General features: G+C 37.7%; 14 protein-coding genes. 8 read left to right on the top strand and 6 right to left on the bottom strand.

Annotated features, from left to right (window positions below; genetic code table 11):
• Nucleotides 1–54: 54 nt before the first annotated feature.
• Nucleotides 55–2,724: a T9SS type A sorting domain-containing protein gene (locus AC0INN_RS01300; protein ID WP_273647346.1), complete on the bottom strand. Its 2,670-nt coding sequence runs from the start codon at nucleotides 2,722–2,724 to the stop codon at nucleotides 55–57.
• 341 nt (nucleotides 2,725–3,065) lie between these two features.
• A complete protein-coding gene (gene dnaE, locus AC0INN_RS01295) occupies nucleotides 3,066–7,730 on the bottom strand; it encodes a DNA polymerase III subunit alpha (protein WP_273647345.1) in 4,665 nt (1,554 codons plus the stop codon).
• Between the two features lie 236 nt (nucleotides 7,731–7,966).
• Between dnaE and AC0INN_RS01290 the strand changes: the two genes are divergently transcribed.
• Nucleotides 7,967–10,039, top strand: a complete 2,073-nt coding sequence (locus AC0INN_RS01290; RefSeq protein WP_273647344.1) for an alpha-ketoacid dehydrogenase subunit alpha/beta — start codon at nucleotides 7,967–7,969, stop codon at nucleotides 10,037–10,039.
• 223 nt (nucleotides 10,040–10,262) lie between these two features.
• On the top strand, nucleotides 10,263–11,285 hold the full coding sequence (locus AC0INN_RS01285; RefSeq protein WP_172277172.1) for a bestrophin family protein: 1,023 nt from the start codon (nucleotides 10,263–10,265) through the stop codon (nucleotides 11,283–11,285).
• A gap of 9 nt (nucleotides 11,286–11,294) precedes the next feature.
• Here AC0INN_RS01285 and AC0INN_RS01280 read toward each other — a convergent pair whose 3' ends face one another.
• On the bottom strand, nucleotides 11,295–11,753 hold the full coding sequence (locus tag AC0INN_RS01280) for an Lrp/AsnC family transcriptional regulator (RefSeq protein ID WP_273647343.1): 459 nt from the start codon (nucleotides 11,751–11,753) through the stop codon (nucleotides 11,295–11,297).
• A gap of 145 nt (nucleotides 11,754–11,898) precedes the next feature.
• Here AC0INN_RS01280 and AC0INN_RS01275 point away from each other — a divergent pair, with 145 nt between their 5' ends.
• Nucleotides 11,899–13,125: an aminotransferase class I/II-fold pyridoxal phosphate-dependent enzyme gene (locus AC0INN_RS01275; RefSeq protein ID WP_306611308.1), complete on the top strand. Its 1,227-nt coding sequence runs from the start codon at nucleotides 11,899–11,901 to the stop codon at nucleotides 13,123–13,125.
• Nucleotides 13,126–13,164: 39 nt separating this feature from the next.
• Here AC0INN_RS01275 and AC0INN_RS01270 read toward each other — a convergent pair whose 3' ends face one another.
• Complete coding sequence (locus AC0INN_RS01270; RefSeq protein WP_172277163.1) at nucleotides 13,165–14,169, bottom strand: glycosyltransferase family 2 protein; 1,005 nt, start codon at nucleotides 14,167–14,169, stop codon at nucleotides 13,165–13,167.
• A 233-nt stretch (nucleotides 14,170–14,402) separates the two neighbouring features.
• On the opposite strand from AC0INN_RS01270, the gene AC0INN_RS01265 reads away from it, so the two are divergent.
• Nucleotides 14,403–15,413 (top strand): SDR family NAD(P)-dependent oxidoreductase, encoded by a 1,011-nt coding sequence (locus AC0INN_RS01265; RefSeq protein WP_273647341.1) that lies wholly within the window; start codon nucleotides 14,403–14,405, stop codon nucleotides 15,411–15,413.
• 45 nt (nucleotides 15,414–15,458) lie between these two features.
• The gene (locus AC0INN_RS01260) at nucleotides 15,459–16,265 is read left to right on the top strand and encodes a helix-turn-helix domain-containing protein (RefSeq protein WP_306611305.1); all 807 of its coding nucleotides are present in this window, start codon (nucleotides 15,459–15,461) and stop codon (nucleotides 16,263–16,265) included.
• Between the two features lie 59 nt (nucleotides 16,266–16,324).
• On the opposite strand, the gene AC0INN_RS01255 is transcribed toward AC0INN_RS01260, so the two are convergent.
• Nucleotides 16,325–17,755: an endo-beta-N-acetylglucosaminidase H gene (locus AC0INN_RS01255; protein WP_306611303.1), complete on the bottom strand. Its 1,431-nt coding sequence runs from the start codon at nucleotides 17,753–17,755 to the stop codon at nucleotides 16,325–16,327.
• 248 nt (nucleotides 17,756–18,003) lie between these two features.
• Here AC0INN_RS01255 and AC0INN_RS01250 point away from each other — a divergent pair, with 248 nt between their 5' ends.
• On the top strand, nucleotides 18,004–18,735 hold the full coding sequence (locus tag AC0INN_RS01250; protein WP_306611301.1) for a nuclear transport factor 2 family protein: 732 nt from the start codon (nucleotides 18,004–18,006) through the stop codon (nucleotides 18,733–18,735).
• Between the two features lie 37 nt (nucleotides 18,736–18,772).
• On the opposite strand, the gene AC0INN_RS01245 is transcribed toward AC0INN_RS01250, so the two are convergent.
• Complete coding sequence (locus tag AC0INN_RS01245; protein WP_306611299.1) at nucleotides 18,773–19,936, bottom strand: THUMP domain-containing class I SAM-dependent RNA methyltransferase; 1,164 nt, start codon at nucleotides 19,934–19,936, stop codon at nucleotides 18,773–18,775.
• 135 nt (nucleotides 19,937–20,071) lie between these two features.
• Here AC0INN_RS01245 and AC0INN_RS01240 point away from each other — a divergent pair, with 135 nt between their 5' ends.
• A complete protein-coding gene (locus AC0INN_RS01240) occupies nucleotides 20,072–20,800 on the top strand; it encodes a class I SAM-dependent methyltransferase (protein ID WP_306611296.1) in 729 nt (242 codons plus the stop codon).
• Complete coding sequence (locus AC0INN_RS01235) at nucleotides 20,797–21,522, top strand: ZIP family metal transporter (protein ID WP_407933711.1); 726 nt, start codon at nucleotides 20,797–20,799, stop codon at nucleotides 21,520–21,522. Before AC0INN_RS01240 ends, AC0INN_RS01235 begins: the two co-directional genes overlap by 4 nt.
• Nucleotides 21,523–21,586 lie beyond the last annotated feature (64 nt).

Here is a 21,586-nt window from a genome sequence, read left to right as displayed (position 1 = left end):
AAAATGACAGCTAATATCTTAGCTGCCATCATTATTTATAAATCAAATCGAATTCTATTTTTTGATCGTTTTAATCGTTTGTTTAGAACCATCTTTCAATTCAAGTGTAATCAGATACATTCCTGAATTCAATTCTCCTAACTGAAGAACCGAAGTAGGGTTCGCAATTGTTTTTACTAATCTTCCTGCCACATCAGAAACAGAAACAGATTTCACTTTAGAAACATCAGAAATGTTCAGCACATCTGCAAATGGATTAGGATAAACTTTAATCGTATTCTTAGCATTAGCTACTTCTGAAGTTCCCAGACTCGGATCCAGCATATAGCTGATATCATCTATAAGAACACTATTGGCAGGAGTTCCTGTATGTTTAAATACAAGCTTGTTAACACCAGCCGGCACTCCCGTAATACTAAGTTGGTAATCATCAGCAACCGTTACACTTGTAGAAGTATACGTTCCCAATACTACAAAAGTTGAAGTATTAGCAGGATCTGTTAAATAACCGATCTGAACAACTCCTCCGGCAGTATAATTTGCTCTTGCCTTAAATTTAAGGATGTAGTTATTAGACTGTAGATTCGCAATTTCAGGAGTCGCTAACATTCCTGTACTTGAGCCACTTGTATAAAGGTACAATGCATTAGCCCCACTGATTATAGCACCAGTATTTGCACTCGTATAAGCCATTACTTTCGCATAACTAACGGTAGAACCTATACTTGTCCAGCATGGAGGAAGACTTCCTTCCGCTGTTGAATCAAAGTTTTCAGTCAATGTTTGTGATGTAATACAAGCAGTTGTAAATGTTGCCAATTGAGACCATGCACTTTTATCTGAAGAACTACATACTGAACGCACCCAAACATAATATACGGTAGCTGCAGTAAGATTATTTAAATCAGCTGTAACCGTAGTACTCGTTCCCGATGCTTGAGTAGTAGCAGTTGGAGCCGTGTTAGAAGTAGAATAATAATACTCATAACCACCGGCAGGTACAGTAGCAGGAGCAGTCCATGAAATCGTTGCTGTAGTAGCCGCTACATTCGATACTACTAATGCAGAAGGCTCAGCACAAGTCGGTGTAGCATCAATAACGATATTATCTACGTACAATCTGTTCATATCAGCATCTGAGTATGCATTAAATCCAAAATAATACACTCCGGAAGCTGCAGGAACAAAATCTACGGTTGCAGAAATTGGTGTAGTACCATTGGTTACATTAGGGTAATCTGCTAATACGTTGGTCATTGAAGCACTGGATTCAGCAGTACCATAAGCTACTTTCAGTTTTTCAGGATATGTAGTACCACTTGCATTTCCATAGATGTATTTTATTCTGTAAGATACTCCCCCTGTAAGGTTAATACCTTGTGTATAAAACCATGCGTTAGCAGCATTTGAACTATTATAAGTGTAGTTAAGAACCTTAGTATTGAACCCTCCTCCCGCAGAAGAATAGGTTGTCCAGTTATTACCATTCCCTGCATTTTCAATAGAAGTACAAGCCGGCAATGCAGGAGTCGATACACTTTCGAAATTCTGAGAGTAAGGAATGTTGGTTGGTCCACAAATCGTAGAGAAACTTCTTTCTGTACAAGATGACGACGTACTGGTTGGGCTGTAGGAATTTACAGTGTAATAATAAGTACTGCTTAATGTTAATGGAGTAGTAAATGTATATGTAGTCACATTTCCTAAATCCAGATTATTCAGGATATCTGTTCCACCTGGTGTAGTTCCTACAGTAAGTTTATATCCTGTAGCAGAATTTACCGCACCCCATGTAATGGTAGGAGTTAATGGCTGTCCAATAGCCCCTGCAGATGGTGCAGATACAGTCGGGCAAACTACTGCGCGTGTTGTGAAAGAAGTACTTGTACATCCGGATGCCGATCCAATATTATTCTTCGGAATTACTGTTACATAATACAACGTTGAATAATTCAGCGCTGAAGTATTTGGAATGGTATAGCTGGTTACTGCACCTACATCAAGACCATTTACAACATCAGTTCCCCCTGCTGTTGTTCCGATATTTAATGTATACCCTGTTGCAAAGGCAGCAGAAGCCCAGGTAATAGTTGGTGTTACCGAGATTCCTGTTGCTGCATCGGCAGGAGCTGAAATCTGAGTACATGAAGGCGCATTCGTTAAGGTCTGAGCTAGCTGGACATCATCAAACCCCATATAGAAGTCTCCGGTAGATGTACTTGTGCTTTTCAGTCTGAACTTAAAGCTTGCCCCTGTTGGGATAGTTCCCGCAGGAATTGTTCCTGAAACGGTCGTACATGGAATCGGGGTTCCGTTAGGACTATCAAGAACCACAGGCGCTAGGATATCAACCCATGTCGTCCCTCCATCTACAGAGTAATCAGCAGCTACACTTCCGCTAACGGCACCTGAAGTACTATACCCTTTCGCAAGGTATTTGAAAGAATACGTAAGCGCAGTTGCATTAGAAGTTGTGGAAGAATAGGTCAAATTCCAACCTGTGTAGGTAGATCCATAAATATTCTTATAGACCGCTTTGCTCCCGACACAGGCCGTACCCGCACTTGTCCCATACCCTCCAGGTGTGGAACTCGTCCCTGATCCGGTCGTTGTACTGGCCCATCCTGAAGGCAAACTTGAGCCTTCGAACCCCTCAGTAACTAAAATCTGTGCAGATGCCCCTATACCAAGAGCCATCATACACGTGAGTAGAAGTTTTTTCATATATGGTAGAAAATTTAAATTGGACGGTAAATGTAAATAATATTTCAATTAAATTCAATAAAAACTTAAAATCGTTATTAAATAAGACACCTTTTAACCAATTTTATTAAACAAAACCAAACAATCATTTAATTTTATTTAAAAACTCAACAAATATTGAATTAAATTAAATTTCTAATAATCAATCAATTACAAAATTAATTTTGAAGCCACTCATTATTAAAATCCACTTGAGATACCACAGAAAAAAATATTAACTTTTTTTAAACTATTTTTAAATATTAAATTAAATACCACAAAAAAAGCGGTCAAAAACCGCTTTTTTTTAATCCAATTATCTTTTAATTTAAATAAAATTCATATTTATTGAGCAACTGAATCTCTTTAATGAGGTCCCCATTCAGATCAACGGAATGTTTCATGGACTGTACTTCAATCTGTGAATCATCTTCAATATCCTTAATATAAAATTTAAACTTCTGATCTCCGCGGTTCCTATCCAGCACATTTCTGAAAAATTCCAGATCCTCAGGTCTGAAATCCATAACATCCATGACCAGAGAGATGCTTTTCGCAAATCTTTCAAATGCTTCCTGAAGTTCGATCACGTCATTTACATTAACAAAAACACGTCCGTCCTTCACCTGGGCGAATTTTATTTTAAAAATAACGAAACGCTGGACTTCCAGCTTTTCCTTTAGCTTCATATAATCTCTATCCCCTAATCTGAATGAATATGATCCTGAATAATCCTCAAGGGTAACGAAAGCTACTTTTTCACCACTCCTGAAACCATCCTGAACCCTGTATTCAGTAATCAGACCGGCCACAGTATATTCTTTTCCGCCACCTCCATTTTCTCTTTCCTTCTGTAAGGTTTTCCAGTCTTTTTTCTTTTCCTCAAATAGCTCTTCCTGCTTATTAGCGAAGGCTTGTTCCTTGTATGCATCCACCTCATCAAGGTTCAGGAATAAAAAGTTACCTTTTGGTTCTGCCTTTTTAACCACCTCTTCAATAATTTCTTCTCCTCCCAAAATCTCATCAGAAACAATCTCCGTTAAATCAACGGTTTCTTCCTGAGAATCTGCTTCAAGAATAGGGGCTTCATCTACAACCGCTTTATTATGTTCATCTTTTTCCAGAACAGATTTCTTTGAAAGGCTTCCCTGTATAAACTGGAACTGATATTTAAATTCATCCAAGGGATGCGCGGAAAGATAGAAGCCAATGATTTCTTTTTCTTTGTTCAGCTTATGCATATTTGGCCATTCCGGACAAGGTGCTAATTTAGGCTGTTCAATCTGAACCTCTTCCGCAAAATCCGCGAAAAGGGAATTTTCCATTTCATTCTTTCCTTCCTGAAAGCTCTGTCCATATCTTATCAAACGCTCCAGGTTTGTTTTGCCCGCGGCATCAATGTCAAAATACTGTCCCCTGTGAAACGTGTCCAATTCGTCAAATGCACCGGCCAAAACCAAACTTTCAGCCACTCTCTTGTTCATCTGTGAAGGTAAAATCCTTTCAAAGAAATCATAAATATTCTTGAATCTTCCGTTTTCTCTTTCACGCGTTATGGCCTCACTAGGGCCCTCCCCGATTCCTTTGATCGCTCCCAACCCGAAGCGGATCTGTCCTTTTTCGTTTACTGAGAATTTATATTGAGATTCATTAACGTCAGGACCTAATACATCAACTCCCATACTTTTACAATCCTCCATGAACATGGTAATGGAGTCTGTATTGTTAATGTTATTACTCATAACACTCGCCATATACTCTGCCGGATAATTGGCTTTCAGATAAGCAGTCTGATAAGCAATAAATGCATAGCATGTTGAGTGAGATTTGTTGAAGGCATATTCCGCAAAGGCTTTCCAGTCATTCCAGATTTTCTCCAGCCTTTCTTCGTTCAGGTTATTTTTTCTACCCCCTTCAATGAACTTAGGATACATTTTATTAAGAACGTCGATCTGTTTCTTACCCATCGCTTTTCTCAAAGTATCCGCTTCACCTTTTGTAAAATTAGCCAGCTTCTGGGACAAAAGCATTACCTGCTCCTGGTAAACGGTGATCCCGTATGTTTCCTTTAAATATTCTTCTGTTTCCGGTAAGTCATACACAATCTCTTCTATTCCGTGCTTCCTGTTAATGAAGTTTGGAATGTATTTGATTGGTCCCGGACGATATAAGGCATTCATGGCAATAAGGTCGGCAAAAACCGTTGGCTTAAGCTCCCTCATATATTTTTGCATTCCGGGACTTTCATATTGGAAAATCCCTACCGTTCTTCCTTCCTTAAATAATTGATAGGTCTTAGCATCATCAAGCGGAATAAGATCCGGATCAATATCTACATTATAACGAGCCTTTACAAGCTTCAATGCATCCTTAATAATGGTTAGAGTTCTCAGCCCAAGGAAGTCCATCTTCAAAAGACCTGCACTTTCCGCTACCGAGTTATCGAACTGAGACACCAAAATATCAGCATCTTTGGCCGCAATTGTTATAGGAACCAGGTTACTTACATCTTCCGGAGTGATAATCACCCCGCAGGCGTGAATACCGGTATTCCTGATACAACCCTCCATCTTTTTCGCACTCGCAAGTACATTGTGACGGGCATCATCAGGACTTTGAAGAACATATCTCATTTCATCAACAAGCATCTGCTCTTCCGGTTTCAATTTATCATATTTCGCCAGAGCTTTGGCAATATTCATTCCTGGTGTGGAAGGAATAAGCTTGGCTATATTATTCGTATCAGGGATCGGAACATCCAATACCCTTCCGGCATCCTTAATCGCAGATTTTCCACCCAGCACCGAATAGGTGATAATCTGAGCCACCTGGCTTTGTCCGTATTTTTCGATTACCCATTTGATCACCCTATCTCTTCCTTCATCATCAAAGTCAATGTCAATATCGGGCATGGATACCCTTTCAGGATTCAGGAATCGCTCAAATAGGAGATCATATTTGATAGGGTCTACGTTAGTAATTCCAATACAATAAGCAACTGCCGATCCGGCAGCCGAACCCCTTCCGGGTCCTACCCAAACTCCCATTTTACGGGCTTCATTACAAAAATCCTGTACAATAAGGAAGTACCCCGGATAACCGGTATTGGCAATTACTTCAAGTTCGAAATCAAGACGTTCTTTAATTTCATCCGTAATACCTGTATCCACATACCTTCTTTTTGCCCCTTCATAAGTAAGGTGGGTAAGATAAGCCATCTCCCCTCTTTTTCCTCCATCTACTTCATCTTCTGCATGGATAAATTCTTCCGGAATATCAAATTTAGGAAGCAATACATCCCTCTTTAATGTATACGGACTGAATTTGGCGAAAAATTCTTCATAAGCCTCAAAAGCATCAGGATAAGCCAAAAACGCTTCTTTTACCTCATCGGAATTTTTGATATAATATTCACCCGTCGCAAGACCTCTTCTCTTACCAAATCCTTTTCCTACAGGTGTTGAAAGCTTTTCACCATCTTTGATACAGCTTACGATATCCTGAATATTGGCATCATCTTTATTGGTATAAAAAGTTTCATTCTGAGCTAATATTTTAACATTATATTTATCTGCCAGATACAACAATACTTCATTCAAATGCTCTTCCTCTGGAAGCTTGTGATTCTGAAGCTGAACGTAGAAATCATCTTCAAAGGTATCTTTCCACCACTTAAACAATTCTTCCCCTTTCTGCTCACCCGTGTTCAGGATCGCGCTTGGAATGTCTCCCAGAATCCCTGAAGTCAGAGCAATCAGACCTTCCTTATACTCTGCAATCAATTCTCTGCTTATCCTTGGAACCCCAAAGTAAAATCCTTTAAGGAAACCAATACTTGAAAGTTTTGCCAGGTTCTTATATCCGTTAAAATCCTTAGCCAGCAGAACCACCTGTGTCCGTCTGTCCGGATCATCTTTTGTAAATTGTTTCTGTTCATAACGATCGGAGATATAAAATTCACATCCCACAACCGGTATCAACGGGTTAGAGACAGGCTCTTCTTCATTAAAATCCAATCCCTGCTCTTCAGCCTCCTGCTTCTTTGCAAGATATTCCTTATGTTTTTTCGATCTGTCTGAATTGGTAGCTTCTACGGCGGAAACAAATTTAAATGCCCCCATCATATTTCCCAGGTCGACCATTCCTACAGCAGGAAAATTATCCTCCGTGGCCTTATTGATCAGGTCAGAAATACTTGATGTAGCCGATAATGTTGAAAATACACTGTGATTATCAAAATGGAAATACTTGCCAAGATCAATTTCTTCAATACTTCCAAAATCAGATTGTTTTTTCTTGTTATGGAAATCCGCAACCTGCCTTCTGATTACGATATCAAACGGCTTAATAGGATCCGGATGTAAGGTTTTAAAATAAGCAAGCTGATCTTCTGAAATCTTCAACACATCAGAAGGAATTACTCCTATTCTCATCATTTCAAAGAAAACCTGAGCAGTAGCATTTACGTCGGCAGCTGCATTGTGGGCTTCATCAAACTTATTCCCGTATAATTTTTCATAGAGTTCTTCAAGTTTCGGCGGCTTAAATCTACCACCTCTTCCACCCCCAAGCTCACAAAAATTCGTTCCCAGAATCATCGTGTCTGCTTTAGGTTTTTCCTGAAGAATGTCCTTTATATTTTTTCTGAAAAGCTCAGCTCCTACAATATTGTAATCAAACTCTACATTGTGTCCGGAAACAACCCTTACTTTTTCTAAGACTGTAGAAAACTCTTTAAGAATCTCTTCAAGGTCTCTACCTTCTTCATTGGCAATCTTCGTCGTAATTCCGTGAATACGGGCTGCATTAAAGGGAATATCGTATCCCTCAGGCTTTATAATATAATCCTGATTTTCAATCAGCGTTCCGTCATCATCATGTAACTGCCATGCAATCTGCACCATTCTTGGCCAGTTATCGGAATCTGAAAGTGGAGCATTGAAATTCTTTGGTAACCCTGTTGTTTCTGTGTCAAAAACTAAATACATGTATTTTCTAGCTTTTTAATTAAAAAAGAGAATGTAAAGTTACTCCAATTTTTTTTGATCTGAATGAGTTTTTATCCATAAACGTCAATTCTGCCGATATAAATAATCCATAAAATAAGATAGCGCCTTACTTAATATAGGTAATACCCAGGGCAGAAAAATTAAAAAGAAAAATAGATGATCACAAAATACTAACAGTTGTTCGTATTTTGTTTTTTTATGTATATTTGCTTCCTATGGAAAATACACTTCACGAGAAAGTTTCTCAGGATATTTTACTTAAAGCTTATACCCATATGATGCTTGCCAAAGCCATGGCAGACATCTACGAAGAAAACAGAAATGTTTGTAAATATGTTCATAGTACTTCAAGAGGTCATGAAGCAATCCAGCTGGCTACCGCATATCAGTTAAAAAAAGAAGACTGGGTTTCTCCCTATTACAGAGATGAAAGTATTCTTTTGGGGATAGGATTTGAGCCATATCAATTGATGTTGCAGCTATTGGCAAAAGCAGAAGACCCTTTTTCAGGAGGAAGATCTTACTACTCCCATCCGTCCAGCAGGGATGAAAAAATGCCAAAGATCATTCACCAGAGCTCAGCAACAGGAATGCAAACCATCCCGACTACAGGTGTAGCACAGGGAATAAAATATATTCAGGATTTTAATTTACAGAATTTTGAAAACAACCCGGTTGTTGTGTGCAGCCTGGGTGATAATTCGGTCACTGAAGGTGAAGTAAGCGAAGCATTACAGTTTGCGGCCTTACATCAGCTTCCGATCATCTTCCTTGTTCAGGATAATGAATGGGGAATTTCTGTAACCAAGGAAGAAGCACGGACTTGCGATGCTTATGATTTCGTTGCAGGATTTACAGGTCTCAGCAGAATGAGAGTAGACGGAACTGACTTTGCGGAAAGTTTCGAAGTGATGAAAAAAGCTGTAGACTTTGTAAGGACCGAAAGAAAACCATTAGTGGTTTGTGCAAAAACGGTACTTATCGGACACCATACATCAGGTGTGCGAAGAGAGTTCTATAGGGATGATGAAGATCTTGAAAAGCACAGAGCTAAAGATCCGGGAGAGATCCTGAGAAAACAATTACTGGAAACAGGAGTCGATGAAGAATTACTGAAACAGATCACGAAGAAGGCAAGGCTTGAAGTTGAAGAAGCTTTTGACAGAGCTCAAAAAGCAGAAGACCCGAAACCGGAAACCGTAATGCAGCATATCTTTGCTCCTACTCCAATTACCGAAGAAGTAGGAACCCGTGAACCGGCAGGTGGAGAAAAAATCGTAATGGTAGACGCTGCCATTCATGCAATTCAGGAACTGATGTGGAAACACCCTGAAGCATTGCTTTACGGTCAGGACGTAGGAGAGAGAATCGGTGGTGTTTTCCGTGAGACGGTTACATTAGGTAAAAAGTTCGGAAGCAAAAGAGTATTCAATACGGCAATCCAGGAAGCTTATATTATTGGATCTACTGCAGGAATGAGTGCTGTAGGCCTTAAGCCGATTGTAGAAGTTCAGTTTGCAGATTATATTTATCCGGGTATCAACCAGCTGATCACTGAGATTTCAAAATCAAATTATTTAAGCAACGGAAAATTTCCGGTTAGTAATATCATCCGTGTTCCGATTGGGGCTTACGGCGGTGGCGGACCTTACCACAGCGGTAGTGTTGAAAGTATTTTAGCCAATATTAAAGGGATTAAAATTGCGTACCCGAGTAATGCAGCGGATTTCAAAGGTTTATTAAAAGCAGCTTATTATGATCCGAATCCGGTAATCATGCTTGAGCACAAAGGTTTATACTGGAGTAAAGTGCCGGGAACCGAAGATGCTAAAACAATTGAACCAGCAGAAGATTATGTACTTCCGTTTGGTAAAGGAAAGGTTATTATTGAAGCCGATAAGGATGAAACATCCAAAGGAAGAACGCTATTGGTGGTAACCTATGGTATGGGAGTTTACTGGGCGAAAGAAGCGGCGAAAAATTTCAACGGTAGAATTGAAGTGATTGATCTGAGGACATTAATCCCTCTTGATGAAGAACTTGTTTTCGAAAGGGTAAAAGCCCATGGAAAATGTATTGTTCTTACAGAAGAACAAATTAATAATTCATTTGCTGAAGCTTTTGCGCACAGAATTTCCAAAAATTGTTTTAAATATCTTGATGCACCGGTAGAAACAATGGGCTCTCTGAATACCCCGGCAGTGCCTATCAATCTGATCCTGGAAAAAGAAATGCTTCCTAATGCCGAAAAGCTCACGAAGAAAATAGAAGAAATGTTACAATATTAAATTTTATCTATAAAACACAACCTCTAATTATTTAGAGGTTTTTTTATGCTCTTTTTTTACTAATTTTAAAAAAGTATTTGTTTCCATTATATACTTGAATACAGATGATTAAAATTAAAAAACTACAAAAGAAGCTTATGATCGGTGCAGAATAAAGTCCATAACCTTTTTTTATGGTATTTATTTTGCTAAACAAAATCTTTATAAAAACACATCTCCTTCTATGATCACAACAAAATATTTCAACTATAAACAAATATTTAATCTTGCAGGTTCTCATTTAATATGGCTTACCGCATGGTGTACCCTTGTAGCAGCAATTTATTATTTCTTCAACTGGCAATGGATGATCATTCCTTGGGTACCGCTGGCATTAATCGGTACGGCAGAAGCTTTTTACGTAGGATTTAAGAATAACCAGGCATACGACAGGTTATGGGAAGCCAGAAAAATCTGGGGCGCTATTGTCAACTCAAGCCGTTCTTTTGCGGCAATGCTTTATGCTTTTGAAACCGAAGATGCTGATCATACCAATCTAGAGGAAAGAAGAAAAACAATTGCCTACCGCCACATAGCATGGTTATATACTTTCCGCGAACAGCTTCTTGCTCCCACCGAATGGGAACACATCAGTCTTAAAAAACATTTCGGCGCCATCAATATCAGACGTCACAGATTGATGAAAGCAGGATTTCCTGATTATGGGAGAACACCTATTTTTTTACATAAATATCTTTCTGCTGAGGAATTTGCCCTCCAAGCGGATTACAAAAACTTTGCAACCTTTCTAATTTCAAAACAGGCAAAAGAAATCAACGAACTGAAAAACGACCATACCATTTCAGATTTCAATCAGATGCAGTTACAAAGCTGTCTCAATCAGTTTTATGATTTTCAGGGACAGGCTGAAAGAATTAAAAAATTCCCTTCGCCCCGACAATTTGCGAGTACAGCATTCGTTTTCAATGTTATCTTTATTATGCTGCTCCCTCTTGGCCTTGTGAATGAGTTCGCAAAGTTGGGCGACTGGGGAATATGGACAAGCATCCCATTCTGCGTAATAGTGGGATGGATTTACATCGTAATGGAACTTGTAGGAGATTATTCCGAAAACCCTTTTGGAGGACTCATGTTCGATATTCCTATGTTATCCATCTGCAGAACAATAGAAATTGATGTCCTTCAGATCATGGGAGAAGAAGATCTTCCGGAACCAATCGCATCAAAGAACGGTGTACTTGTTTAGCAAATCTTTTTAAAGAATAATAGACGTAGTATTCTTCACCTCAGAGATCATAAAAGAACTGTGAGTGCTTGCGATGTGTTGTAAAGTTGTCAGTTTTGTTAACATGAAATTTCTGTAATCAGCTATGTCCTGTACGCAGATTTTAAGAATATAGTCATAATCGCCGCTTACATGAAAACATTCTGTAACCTCATGCAGATTCATCACTTCCTTCTCAAACTGGAGAACATATTCCTTTTTATGCTGGGTAAGTTTAACGTGGCATAAAACCATAAAATCCTTCTGGATCTTATGCTTATCCAATATCGCTACATATTTTGAAATGACCCCTGTATTTTCAAGCTTGCGTACTCGTTCATATATCGCTGTAACCGATAAACCAAGCTTATAAGACAGCTCTTTAGTGGTTTGTTTCGAATCTTCCTGCAAAAACAACAGCAGTTTCTTATCTGTTTCATCAAAGACCATAGATTTTTTTTTGGAAAAAAGTTATTTCACACAAATATAATAAACATATTTTCTACAATAATCCAATTTTATAGATTTATCCTCTAATATTTATCAAAACCATTGTAATAAAACTTAAAATAACTCAAATTTAAAAACAAAAACAATGGAAGATTTCAACGCAGCAAACGAAATACAGGACTTACAATACTTTGGAGAATTTGGCGGAGTAAATCCTTCAATTTCTGACAGTTCAACCTACACTTTTCTTTCAGCTAAAACAATGTTCGATACATTCGAAGGAAATGCAGAAGGTTGCTATCTATACTCCAGACATTCATCTCCAATGAACCTTTATCTGGCTCAGGCTTTAGCCAAATTGGAAAACACGGAAGCCGCCAATGTTACCGCATCAGGAATGGGAGCAATTACATCTGTACTTTTACAGGTTTGTAAAAGTGGCGACCATATTATTTCAAGCAGAACAATTTATGGAGGAACCTATGCATTTCTGAAAAACTTCCTTCCTCCTTTTAATATCGAAACCACTTTTCTGGATATCAATAATATTGAATGGATCGAAAAGTCGATACAGCCCAACACCAAAGTTATTTATTGTGAAAGTGTAAGCAACCCGCTCCTGGAAGTTGCAGATCTTAGAAAACTTTCTCAAATATGTAAAAAACACAATCTTAAGCTGATCGTTGACAATACATTCTCCCCTCTTTCAATTTCTCCGACTTTATTGGGAGCTGATATTGTAATTCATAGTTTAACAAAATTCATCAACGGAAGCAGTGATACTGTGGGAGGCGTTTATTGCGGATCACAGGAGTTTATCAACGATACCAAAAACGTAAATAACGGAGCTTGTATGCTATTGGGACCAACAATGGACAGTTTCCGTTCGGCCAGTATCCTAAAAAATCTGAGAACACTTCACATCCGGATGAAGCAGCATAGCTATAACGCACAATATCTTGCTGAAAAATTCGAACAGGATGGATTAAAAGTTTCCTATCCTGGATTGCCCTCTCATAAAAATTATGAACTCATGAAAAGTATGATGCATGAAGAGTACGGATTCGGAGGCTTGATGACTTTAGATGCAGGTACAACAGAAAAAGCCAATGAGCTGATGGAACTGATGCAACAGGAAAATTTAGGATATCTTGCTGTAAGTCTCGGCTTTTATAAAACATTATTCTCTTGCTCAGGCAGCTCAACATCATCTGAAATCCCTGAAGAGGAAAGAATTGCAATGGGAATATCTGACGGATTGATCAGATTCTCAATAGGTCTTGATCACGACATTGAAAGAACCTATCAAAAAATGAAAGAATGCATGGTAAAAACAGGCGTTCTCCACCATGAAAACACATCCATATACTAATCAATCATTGTAATAGATGCTGTTGAATTTCAACAGCATTTATTTTTTATGATAATGTTTTGGAAACGCATCTTCGGGCTTCATCCTGAACACATTGAGTAAAATCCATGATTTCAGAAATCCGTATCCATAAGAAAACATCTGAACATACGTAGAAATCACAGCCATACCGGCAATGCTAATATTCTTGGTAACCCATAAAGCGTGAAAGAAAACCAGAAAAGTATATAATCCATAAAAAGCAAGAATAATCCCTCTTCCCATTACAAAGTACTCTATAAAACCAAGAATATATCCTAATAAGAAAAGGCTGGGAAAAGCGAAGGAAATCTTCACATAATTCGGATGCCGCTGATTCAGAATAGGCCTTGCACAGCCAAACTGAAATACCTGTTTGGAAAATTTCCCAAAATCTACCCTGCGCTTATGATACACTGCAATATTATCGAAGAAAGCCGTAGTAAAGCCGTTTTCCCACAATGTCATAGACAGATCCGGATCCTCCCCGATTCTCATTTCAGAAAATCCTCCAACTTTATCGAAAACCTCTTTTTTCACTCCCATATTAAAACTACGAGGCTGAAATTTAGAAACGGATTTCTTACTGCCACGAATCCCTCCGGTAGTAAACACGGAAGTCATAGAATAGGAAATCGCCTTTTGCATCAGATTAAATCCTTTATGAGCCTTATCTGCACCTCCAAATGCATCACAGGGAATTTCCAGAATATCTTTCTTAATATTTTCTATATAATCATTCTCCACAATCACATCACTATCCACAAAAACAAGCCAATCATTTTCAGCTCGCTGAGCTCCGTAATTTCTTGACAAACCAGGTCCTGAATTATCTTTCCTGAAATACCTGATCGAAAGGATGTCATCAAAATTTTTAATCGTGGGTTTAAGATCAATCATAGAACCATCATCCACAATAATAATTTCAAACTCCCTGTCTGTTTGTTGAGTCAGAGAGTTCAGCAGCTCGAAAAGCTCATCTTTCCGGTTGAAAATAGCGATAACGATGGAAATAGTAGGTTTCAAATTGAAAATTTGTCAAAATTAACCATTCATAAAAGAATTAGCAAACAGTTTAACAGGTATTCACCTAAATTAACACCAATATGGTAGAACAGATCTTTATTACAAAAGAAGAGGTCATTACAGCAATTTTTCGATGAGTGTGCATGAAATTTTAAACAAAGTAAATTGACATTTTAAACAAATTACCAGATTCCTGTACGCTATACCTTTGTCATATCAATAAAAATAAAAACATGATACAAGACAAAAATGTACAAAGTCCGATCCATTCCGGTTTCAATGCACAATCAACAAGCTGGGATGTTATTAAAGGAATTGATCTTACTGGAAAAACGGTTATTATTACCGGTGGATATGCAGGAATCGGCCTTGAGACTACGAAAACTCTGGTTTCGGCAGGTGCGCAAGTCATCGTTCCTGCCAGGGATATTGAAAAAGCAAGGAAAAACTTGTCAGGAGTTCAAAACATTGAATTTGAATTACTGGACCTTATGGATCCTCAATCCATTGATGCTTTTGCAGAAAAATTTATTGCTTCAGGAAAAAAATTGGATCTCCTGATCAATAATGCCGGAATTATGTGGGTTCCGCTCCGTAGAGATAGCCGCGGAATCGAATCACAGCTCGCCACCAATTACCTGGGACAATTCCACCTTACCGCCAGATTATGGCCTGCCCTAAAAAAAGCTAACGGAGCCAGAGTAATCAGTGTTTCATCTTATGGACACCAGATGGCACCATTTAATTTTGAAGATCCTAATTTTGAGCATCGGGAATATCAAACCCTACTCGGATATGGCCAGTCAAAAACAGCATGCAATCTTTTCGCTGTAGAGCTTGACGCAAGAGGAAAGGCATTTAATGTAAGGGCTTATTCCGTCCATCCGGGTTCTGTATACGGAACTGATTTAGGAAGAGAAGAACCCATAGACCTGTTCAAGCAAATAGGTACCCATGACGAGGATGGAAACATAAAACCTGAAGTGGAAGCCAGATTAAAAACCATTCCCCAGGGAGCAGCAACAACAGTATGGTGCGCCACAAGCCCTCTTCTCCATGACATCGGAGGAGTGTATTGTGAAAACTGCGATATTGCAGAGATAGATCACGGACAAATTGAGCACCGGTTTGATGACCCTGCCACTATACGAGGAGTACAATCTTATTCTCTGGATAAACAAAATGCTGAACATCTCTGGAAACTTAGCGAAGAAATGATTGGAATTCCATTCAATATAGGATAAATATACCTTGAAAATGAATAATTTTGTTATTGAAAACTAGAAGCAATGGATTTTCACATCAAATACATCACACCGGATATTAAGCTTTCTTCCTATGAAGATAAATTATTTAAAACTGAAACTGTTTTTGAATATCATATGCTGGTGTGGTTTATTTCCGGGGAAACGAAGATCATCCAGGCCGATCGCTCTTATCATTTTACATCGGGAGACATTTTTCTTATTCCGAGGAACCAATTGGCAACAATTATTAATTATCCTAAAGACGGCCGCCCCCATAAAGCAGTAGTAATGCATCTGACGACAGACCGTTTAAAGCAGTTTTATTCAAATATGGATATCCAGGATTCTGTAATCCGGAAAGAACCTGAAATCTTCAGGTTCAGCAATCATCCTTTATTACAAAGTTGCCTTGCCTCATTAATACCCTATTTTGAGATGACCCAAACTTTCCCGGAACATATCGCATCACTGAAAATCATGGAATCAATCAGTATTCTACGGGAAATTAATCCGGAAATTGACACTGTTTTAGCTGATTTTGAGGAACCCGGAAAAATCAATCTCGTTGATTTTATGGAGAAAAATTATATGTTCAACATGCCTTTGGAACGATTTGGTTACCTTACAGGAAGAAGTTTGTCCACTTTCAACCGGGATTTCCGAAAAACATTTCAAACCACACCTCAGCGGTGGCTTACCCGTAAAAGACTTGAATTAGCTCATTACCACCTTGCTGAAAAACATAAGAAACCATCAGATATATTTATGGAAGTAGGCTTTGAGGATTTATCCCATTTCTCCTATGCATTCAAAAAGCAATATGGCTATGCTCCATCCATGATCAGATAAAAATAAAAAGGACAGACTCCAGGTTGGAATCTGTCCTTTTTTACATGTAAATTACCGGATTATAATTTTACCAACTTCCATTTTTGTGCATTCCCTGTATTTGCCGTCCAGATCTGAATTTTTGTTCCGTTAGCTGAAGAACCATTATTCACATCCAGATTAAAGCCTGATGCGTGAGCTGGTGACAAAGTGTAATAGTCATTTCCTACGGATGTTATTTTCCATTTCTGTGCGTTGGTTCCATTATCAGTATAGATTTGCACCTGGGTTCCGTTTGTTGTCCCGGAATTGGATACATCTAAAGATTTTGTGGGTGCATTCAAAGGTTGGAGCTTATAATATCCTCCTCCCACGTCAGTAATTTTCCATTTTTGTGCCGTATTGCCATTGGATGCCCATAGCTGAACTTTTGTTCCATCTGTAGTACCTGCATTCAAAACATCCAGCATGCTTGTTCCATTGGTCGCAGAAACCAATTGATAAGTGGCCCCCGAAGTAATTCCTGTCGTAGGTGTTGTTGTCCCGTCTCCATACACTGTATTTTGCCCATACAATATACTTGTAGCATTGGTAAAATAAGAGGCGATATTGGTAGCTCCAAGGTCATAATATAAAAATACGCCATATCCGTCATCTTTGGTTCTCTGTGCAAAATTTGAAACCGTAGAAGTACTTGTATAGCTGGAAGTTGAAGAGTTTACATTGACAGCCGCAGCCCCTTTATGAGCGCTATCAAGGCCTGGGATATTAGGTGCTGAGTATGTACTGTAATAAGGGTTCCATGCATAATCTACCTTTGACCCAACAGTGACCCCATTATAGGAAAGGTTGCTTGCAGAAGGTCCGATATTGTAAAAAGAAATAATTTTATCAGGAAGTAAGTCTCTAAGCGCCGTTACAAGGTATACAAATGAAGACTGATTAGCCTGCCCTGTTCCATTGGCACCATAATTTGCATATTCATCATCAAAATCAATTCCGTCTAATCCGTACGTATTTACAGCATCAGCCAATTCCTGGGCAAAAGCCTGTGCAGCAGCCTGGCTGGGAAAGTTAGCAAATCCTGCTCCCTGATGATTTCCCAGAATGGATAACATTACTTTAATACCCTTATCCTGCAAAGGTTTTATATAGGTATTTTTATTGCTGAGCACGTTGGTTACCTGAGGATTAAAATACAAATAAGCCTTTTGGGTTGTCGTATTATAATTGATGTTGGCGGCAAAAATAATTGCCACATCAAAAAGTTGTCTTCCGTCTGCCAGTTTATATTTACCAACTTCCCTGATATCATTGTTGTTGACCTCAACATACATTACAGAAAGTGGATTCTTACCAAAAGCAGCCACTTTAGAGGTTAAACTACTCTTTGCTGATAAGGAATTATCCTGTGGCGTTACTGAATCATCCAAAGGATCGGAATTACATGATATAACGCTGAAAACACCTATCAACAGAATAAGTAGGGATAGTAAGCTAATTTTTTTCATAATAAAAGTATTTAACTGTTTATTACGAATCTAAAATAAACCTTAACAATTAATTAATAATAAATTATCAAAATCACCTATTATTTTATCAATGAAAATATAAAACAGCTATCAATATAAAATCAAACTACATTAAAACGTTTTAAAGTTGATAATATAAGAGGAAAATTTATCATATTTGTCTTACAATATAGAAGCCTACTGTAATGAGAAAATATATCCTAACATTATTTATTTTAATATTTACCTTGACGACAATTCCCGGTCAAAATACTGAAACTTTAATGAAGGAAGGAGTAAAAAGTGATAGCATGTTCTGGGTAGCCTACAACAAATGCAATGTGAGTGAAATGATGCGTTTTATTCCTGCTGATGTTGAATTCTATCACGATAAGGGAGGAATAACAAAAGGGGACGAAGCATTAAAAATTACATTCCAGAAAAACCTTTGCGGAAATAAGGATTTCCATTTAAGGAGAGAAGCAATTGATAATACTGTCAGGGTTTTCCCAATGAAAAAAGACGATAAGCTGTACGGTTTAATTATTTCCGGTGATCATTATTTCTACATCAATGAAACGGGTAAAAAAGAATTCAGGGATGGTTTGGCCAAGTTCACTGATCTTTGGATTTTAGAGAACGGAAAATGGAAAATGTCCAGGGTTTTAAGTTATGACCACGGCCCGGCACCATACCAAAATGAAAGAAAGGAAATACCTTTAAAGGATCAAATTATGAAAATCTATCAAGGTAATTACAATAGCAGGAAAAACGGAATTATTAGCGTTGAACCCAAAAATTCCATTCTGAATCTGACTGTTGGAGGTAAAACACTTTTACTTTATCCGGAAACAGAAAACAGATTCTTCACAAAAGAAAAGGATCTTGTGTTTGAATTTGTAAAAGAAAAAAATAAGATCATAAAAATGAATGTTTATGAAAACGGGAATCTTATCGAAGAAGATTATTTTACGAAATAAATAAAAAGCCTTCCAATAAGGAAGACTTTATCTCATTTTATTGATTTTCCAGTTTATGTACCTTTTTAGTCCCCTCGTACATTTCGTATTGTAAAAATCTTGTCTCCAGTTTTCCGTTGAAGAGCTTAATCTTTCTCGAAGGACGAAGTCCTATTTTCTTTACCGCTTCAAGGTCTGAAGAAATCAGCCAGGCTAAAGTATTCGGGTAATGGGTTTTAAAAGTATCTCCGATTTTCTTGTAAAACTCATCATCATTAATAGAGATTCTTTCATCATATGGTGGATTGAAAACCATTAATAAAGGGAAAAGTTCTTTTTTAGACTCAAAAAAGTTTTGCCTCTTAACTTCAATTACATCTTCCATTTCAGCCGACTCGATATTGGTACGGGCAGCGTTAAGCATTCTTCCGTCTATATCGTATCCTACAATTTTACCCTGAAATTCTTTCACTCTATTGATTCTGAATTCCTTGATCTTGGTAAAAAGATCATTATCATAATTATTCCAGTTTTGGAACGCAAATCTTTTCCTGAAAATCTGTGCAGGAAGATCCATAGCAATCATTGCTGCTTCAATCAAAAGAGTTCCTGAGCCACACATCGGATCCAGAAAATTTCCTTTTCCGTCCCATCCGGCAAGCTGAAGCATTCCACTTGCCAATACCTCATTAATAGGTGCCTCACCTTGTTCTTTTCTGTATCCTCTTTTGAATAAAGGATCACCTGAAGAATCAAGAGAAATTGTTACTAACTCCCTGTCGATATGCAAATGAAACTTGATATCAGGACTTTTAGGCTCCACATTAGGGCGCTTTTTGAATTTTTCCTGAAAGTAATCCACAATAGCATCCTTCATTTTTAATGTAACAAATTGTGAATGCTTAAAGGTCTCTGAATTTACGGTAGCATCAATTGCAAATGATTGATCCACATCCATAAACTGCTCCCATTCCAGCTTAAAAAGCTTGTCATAAAACTGATGCTGATTAAAAGCCTTGAATTCAAAAACCGGTACCAGGATCTTCAATGCCGTTCTTGTCGAGTAATTGATTTTATAAAGAAAACCTAAATCTCCTTCACAGTTTACCGCGCGGTTTTTAACTTCAACATTTCGTCCTCCTAATTTTTTAATCTCTTCAGCTAAGATCTGCTCCAATCCGAAGAAAGTTTTTATCTGAATTTTTATATTTTCTATGTCCATAAATAGTTATTAAAAGATTTAATAATTTAAAAATTAAAAGATTAGCCTTCCAATATTTTGATTAATTGAATTTTTCAATCTTTCAATCTTAAAATACTTTTCCTTTTACCGCACAAATTTAGTTATTTTTGCATTATGGAATGGTTTGAATCTTGGTTTGATACCCCTTATTATCATTTACTTTATAGCAACAGGGACTATACGGAAGCTGAAAACTTTATTACAAAGCTTACTCAAAGTCTTCAGCTGCCGCCTTCTTCTAAAATTATTGACCTTGCCTGCGGAAAAGGAAGACATTCCGTATTCCTTAATAAATTGGGATATGATGTCTTAGGGCTTGATTTATCAAGACAAAGTATTGAGTTTGATAAGCAGTTTGAAAACCAAACCCTTATTTTCGATGTTCATGACATGCGAAACCCTATCGATGCAGATCCTGTGGATGCCGTTTTTAATCTTTTTACGAGTTTCGGATATTTTGACCAGGAAAGTGATGATAAAAAAGTTTTCCAATCCGTGTATTCTGTTTTAAAGCCTGGAGGCTATTTTGTTCTTGATTATCTGAACGAAGAGTACGTAAGAAGTAAAATTGTTCCGGAATCAGTCATCAACCGCGGTGATATCGATTTTAAAATCTGCAAAAAAATTGAAGGAAGACATATTATCAAAGACATCCGGTTTGAATCTAAAGGAAAGCCTTATCATTTTTTTGAGAAGGTAAAGCTACATACACTGGAAGAAATCAATTCCTACGCTTCAGAATGTGGCTTTGAACGATTGAAAATCTGGGGTGATTATCAATTGAATGGCTTTAATAAAGAAACGTCACCACGCTGTATCAATTTATTTAAGAAAAAATCATGATCATAGTCCTTTTACTGATTTTAAGTGTAATCGCAGGAGTATTTCTTGGAAAGCATTTTGGTAAAAAAGAAAAACTGGCTAAAAATCTTTTGATTCTGAGCGCAGGGTTTCTTATTACCATCTGTTTGAACGAGGTTTTTCCACAGGTTTACACTTCAGAAAAAAGTAATATTATAGGTATTTTTGTAATTCTGGGTGTCTTATTACAAATGATTCTGGAAGCTTTAACCAAAGGGTTTGAGCATGGCCACTTCCATCATCATAATGATCATAATATACTTCCCGTTGCTTTAATGGCCGGATTGTTTGTCCATGCATTTATAGAAGGTATTCCTTTAGGAAATGAAAAAGAAGTATTATCACCCTATCTACTTGGTATCGTTTTTCATAACATTCCTATTTCATTTATTTTGGGAGCCTTTTTATTCAACAGAAAGGAGGGAGAGAAAAGATCACCGTATCCTACCTATATGATCATTGCATTATTTGCGCTCGCCTCTCCTATGGGAATGTTATTGGGAAATTATTTCAATCCGGAGTTACAGCCTTATTTTCTGGCAATTGTCGGAGGAATTTTCCTGCATATCTCATCAGTAATTATTTTTGAAAGTAATAAAAACCATAATATTGACTGGACGAAAATAGGTTTAGTAATCCTTGGTATATCACTTGCCCTGATCATGCACCTGTTTCATTCACATTCGGTGATTTCCGGCCATTAGGAACAGCCCTATGTAATCCGGCCTTAGTTGTATTTAAAAATTACTACAATTTAATTCATAAAAC

The sequence above is a fragment of the Chryseobacterium subflavum genome, from assembly GCF_055762745.1.
This window is presented reverse-complemented; position numbering and strand designations above follow the sequence as displayed.

Coding starts and splice junctions, on each gene's coding strand:
- AC0INN_RS01300 (WP_273647346.1), bottom strand. CDS start 2,724: ATGAAAAAACTTCTACTCACGTGTATGATGGCTCTTGGTATAGGGGCA.
- dnaE (WP_273647345.1), bottom strand. CDS start 7,730: ATGTATTTAGTTTTTGACACAGAAACAACAGGGTTACCAAAGAATTTC.
- AC0INN_RS01290 (WP_273647344.1), top strand. CDS start 7,967: ATGGAAAATACACTTCACGAGAAAGTTTCTCAGGATATTTTACTTAAA.
- AC0INN_RS01285 (WP_172277172.1), top strand. CDS start 10,263: ATGATCACAACAAAATATTTCAACTATAAACAAATATTTAATCTTGCA.
- AC0INN_RS01280 (WP_273647343.1), bottom strand. CDS start 11,753: ATGGTCTTTGATGAAACAGATAAGAAACTGCTGTTGTTTTTGCAGGAA.
- AC0INN_RS01275 (WP_306611308.1), top strand. CDS start 11,899: ATGGAAGATTTCAACGCAGCAAACGAAATACAGGACTTACAATACTTT.
- AC0INN_RS01265 (WP_273647341.1), top strand. CDS start 14,403: ATGATACAAGACAAAAATGTACAAAGTCCGATCCATTCCGGTTTCAAT.
- AC0INN_RS01260 (WP_306611305.1), top strand. CDS start 15,459: ATGGATTTTCACATCAAATACATCACACCGGATATTAAGCTTTCTTCC.
- AC0INN_RS01255 (WP_306611303.1), bottom strand. CDS start 17,755: ATGAAAAAAATTAGCTTACTATCCCTACTTATTCTGTTGATAGGTGTT.
- AC0INN_RS01245 (WP_306611299.1), bottom strand. CDS start 19,936: ATGGACATAGAAAATATAAAAATTCAGATAAAAACTTTCTTCGGATTG.
- AC0INN_RS01240 (WP_306611296.1), top strand. CDS start 20,072: ATGGAATGGTTTGAATCTTGGTTTGATACCCCTTATTATCATTTACTT.
- AC0INN_RS01235 (WP_407933711.1), top strand. CDS start 20,797: ATGATCATAGTCCTTTTACTGATTTTAAGTGTAATCGCAGGAGTATTT.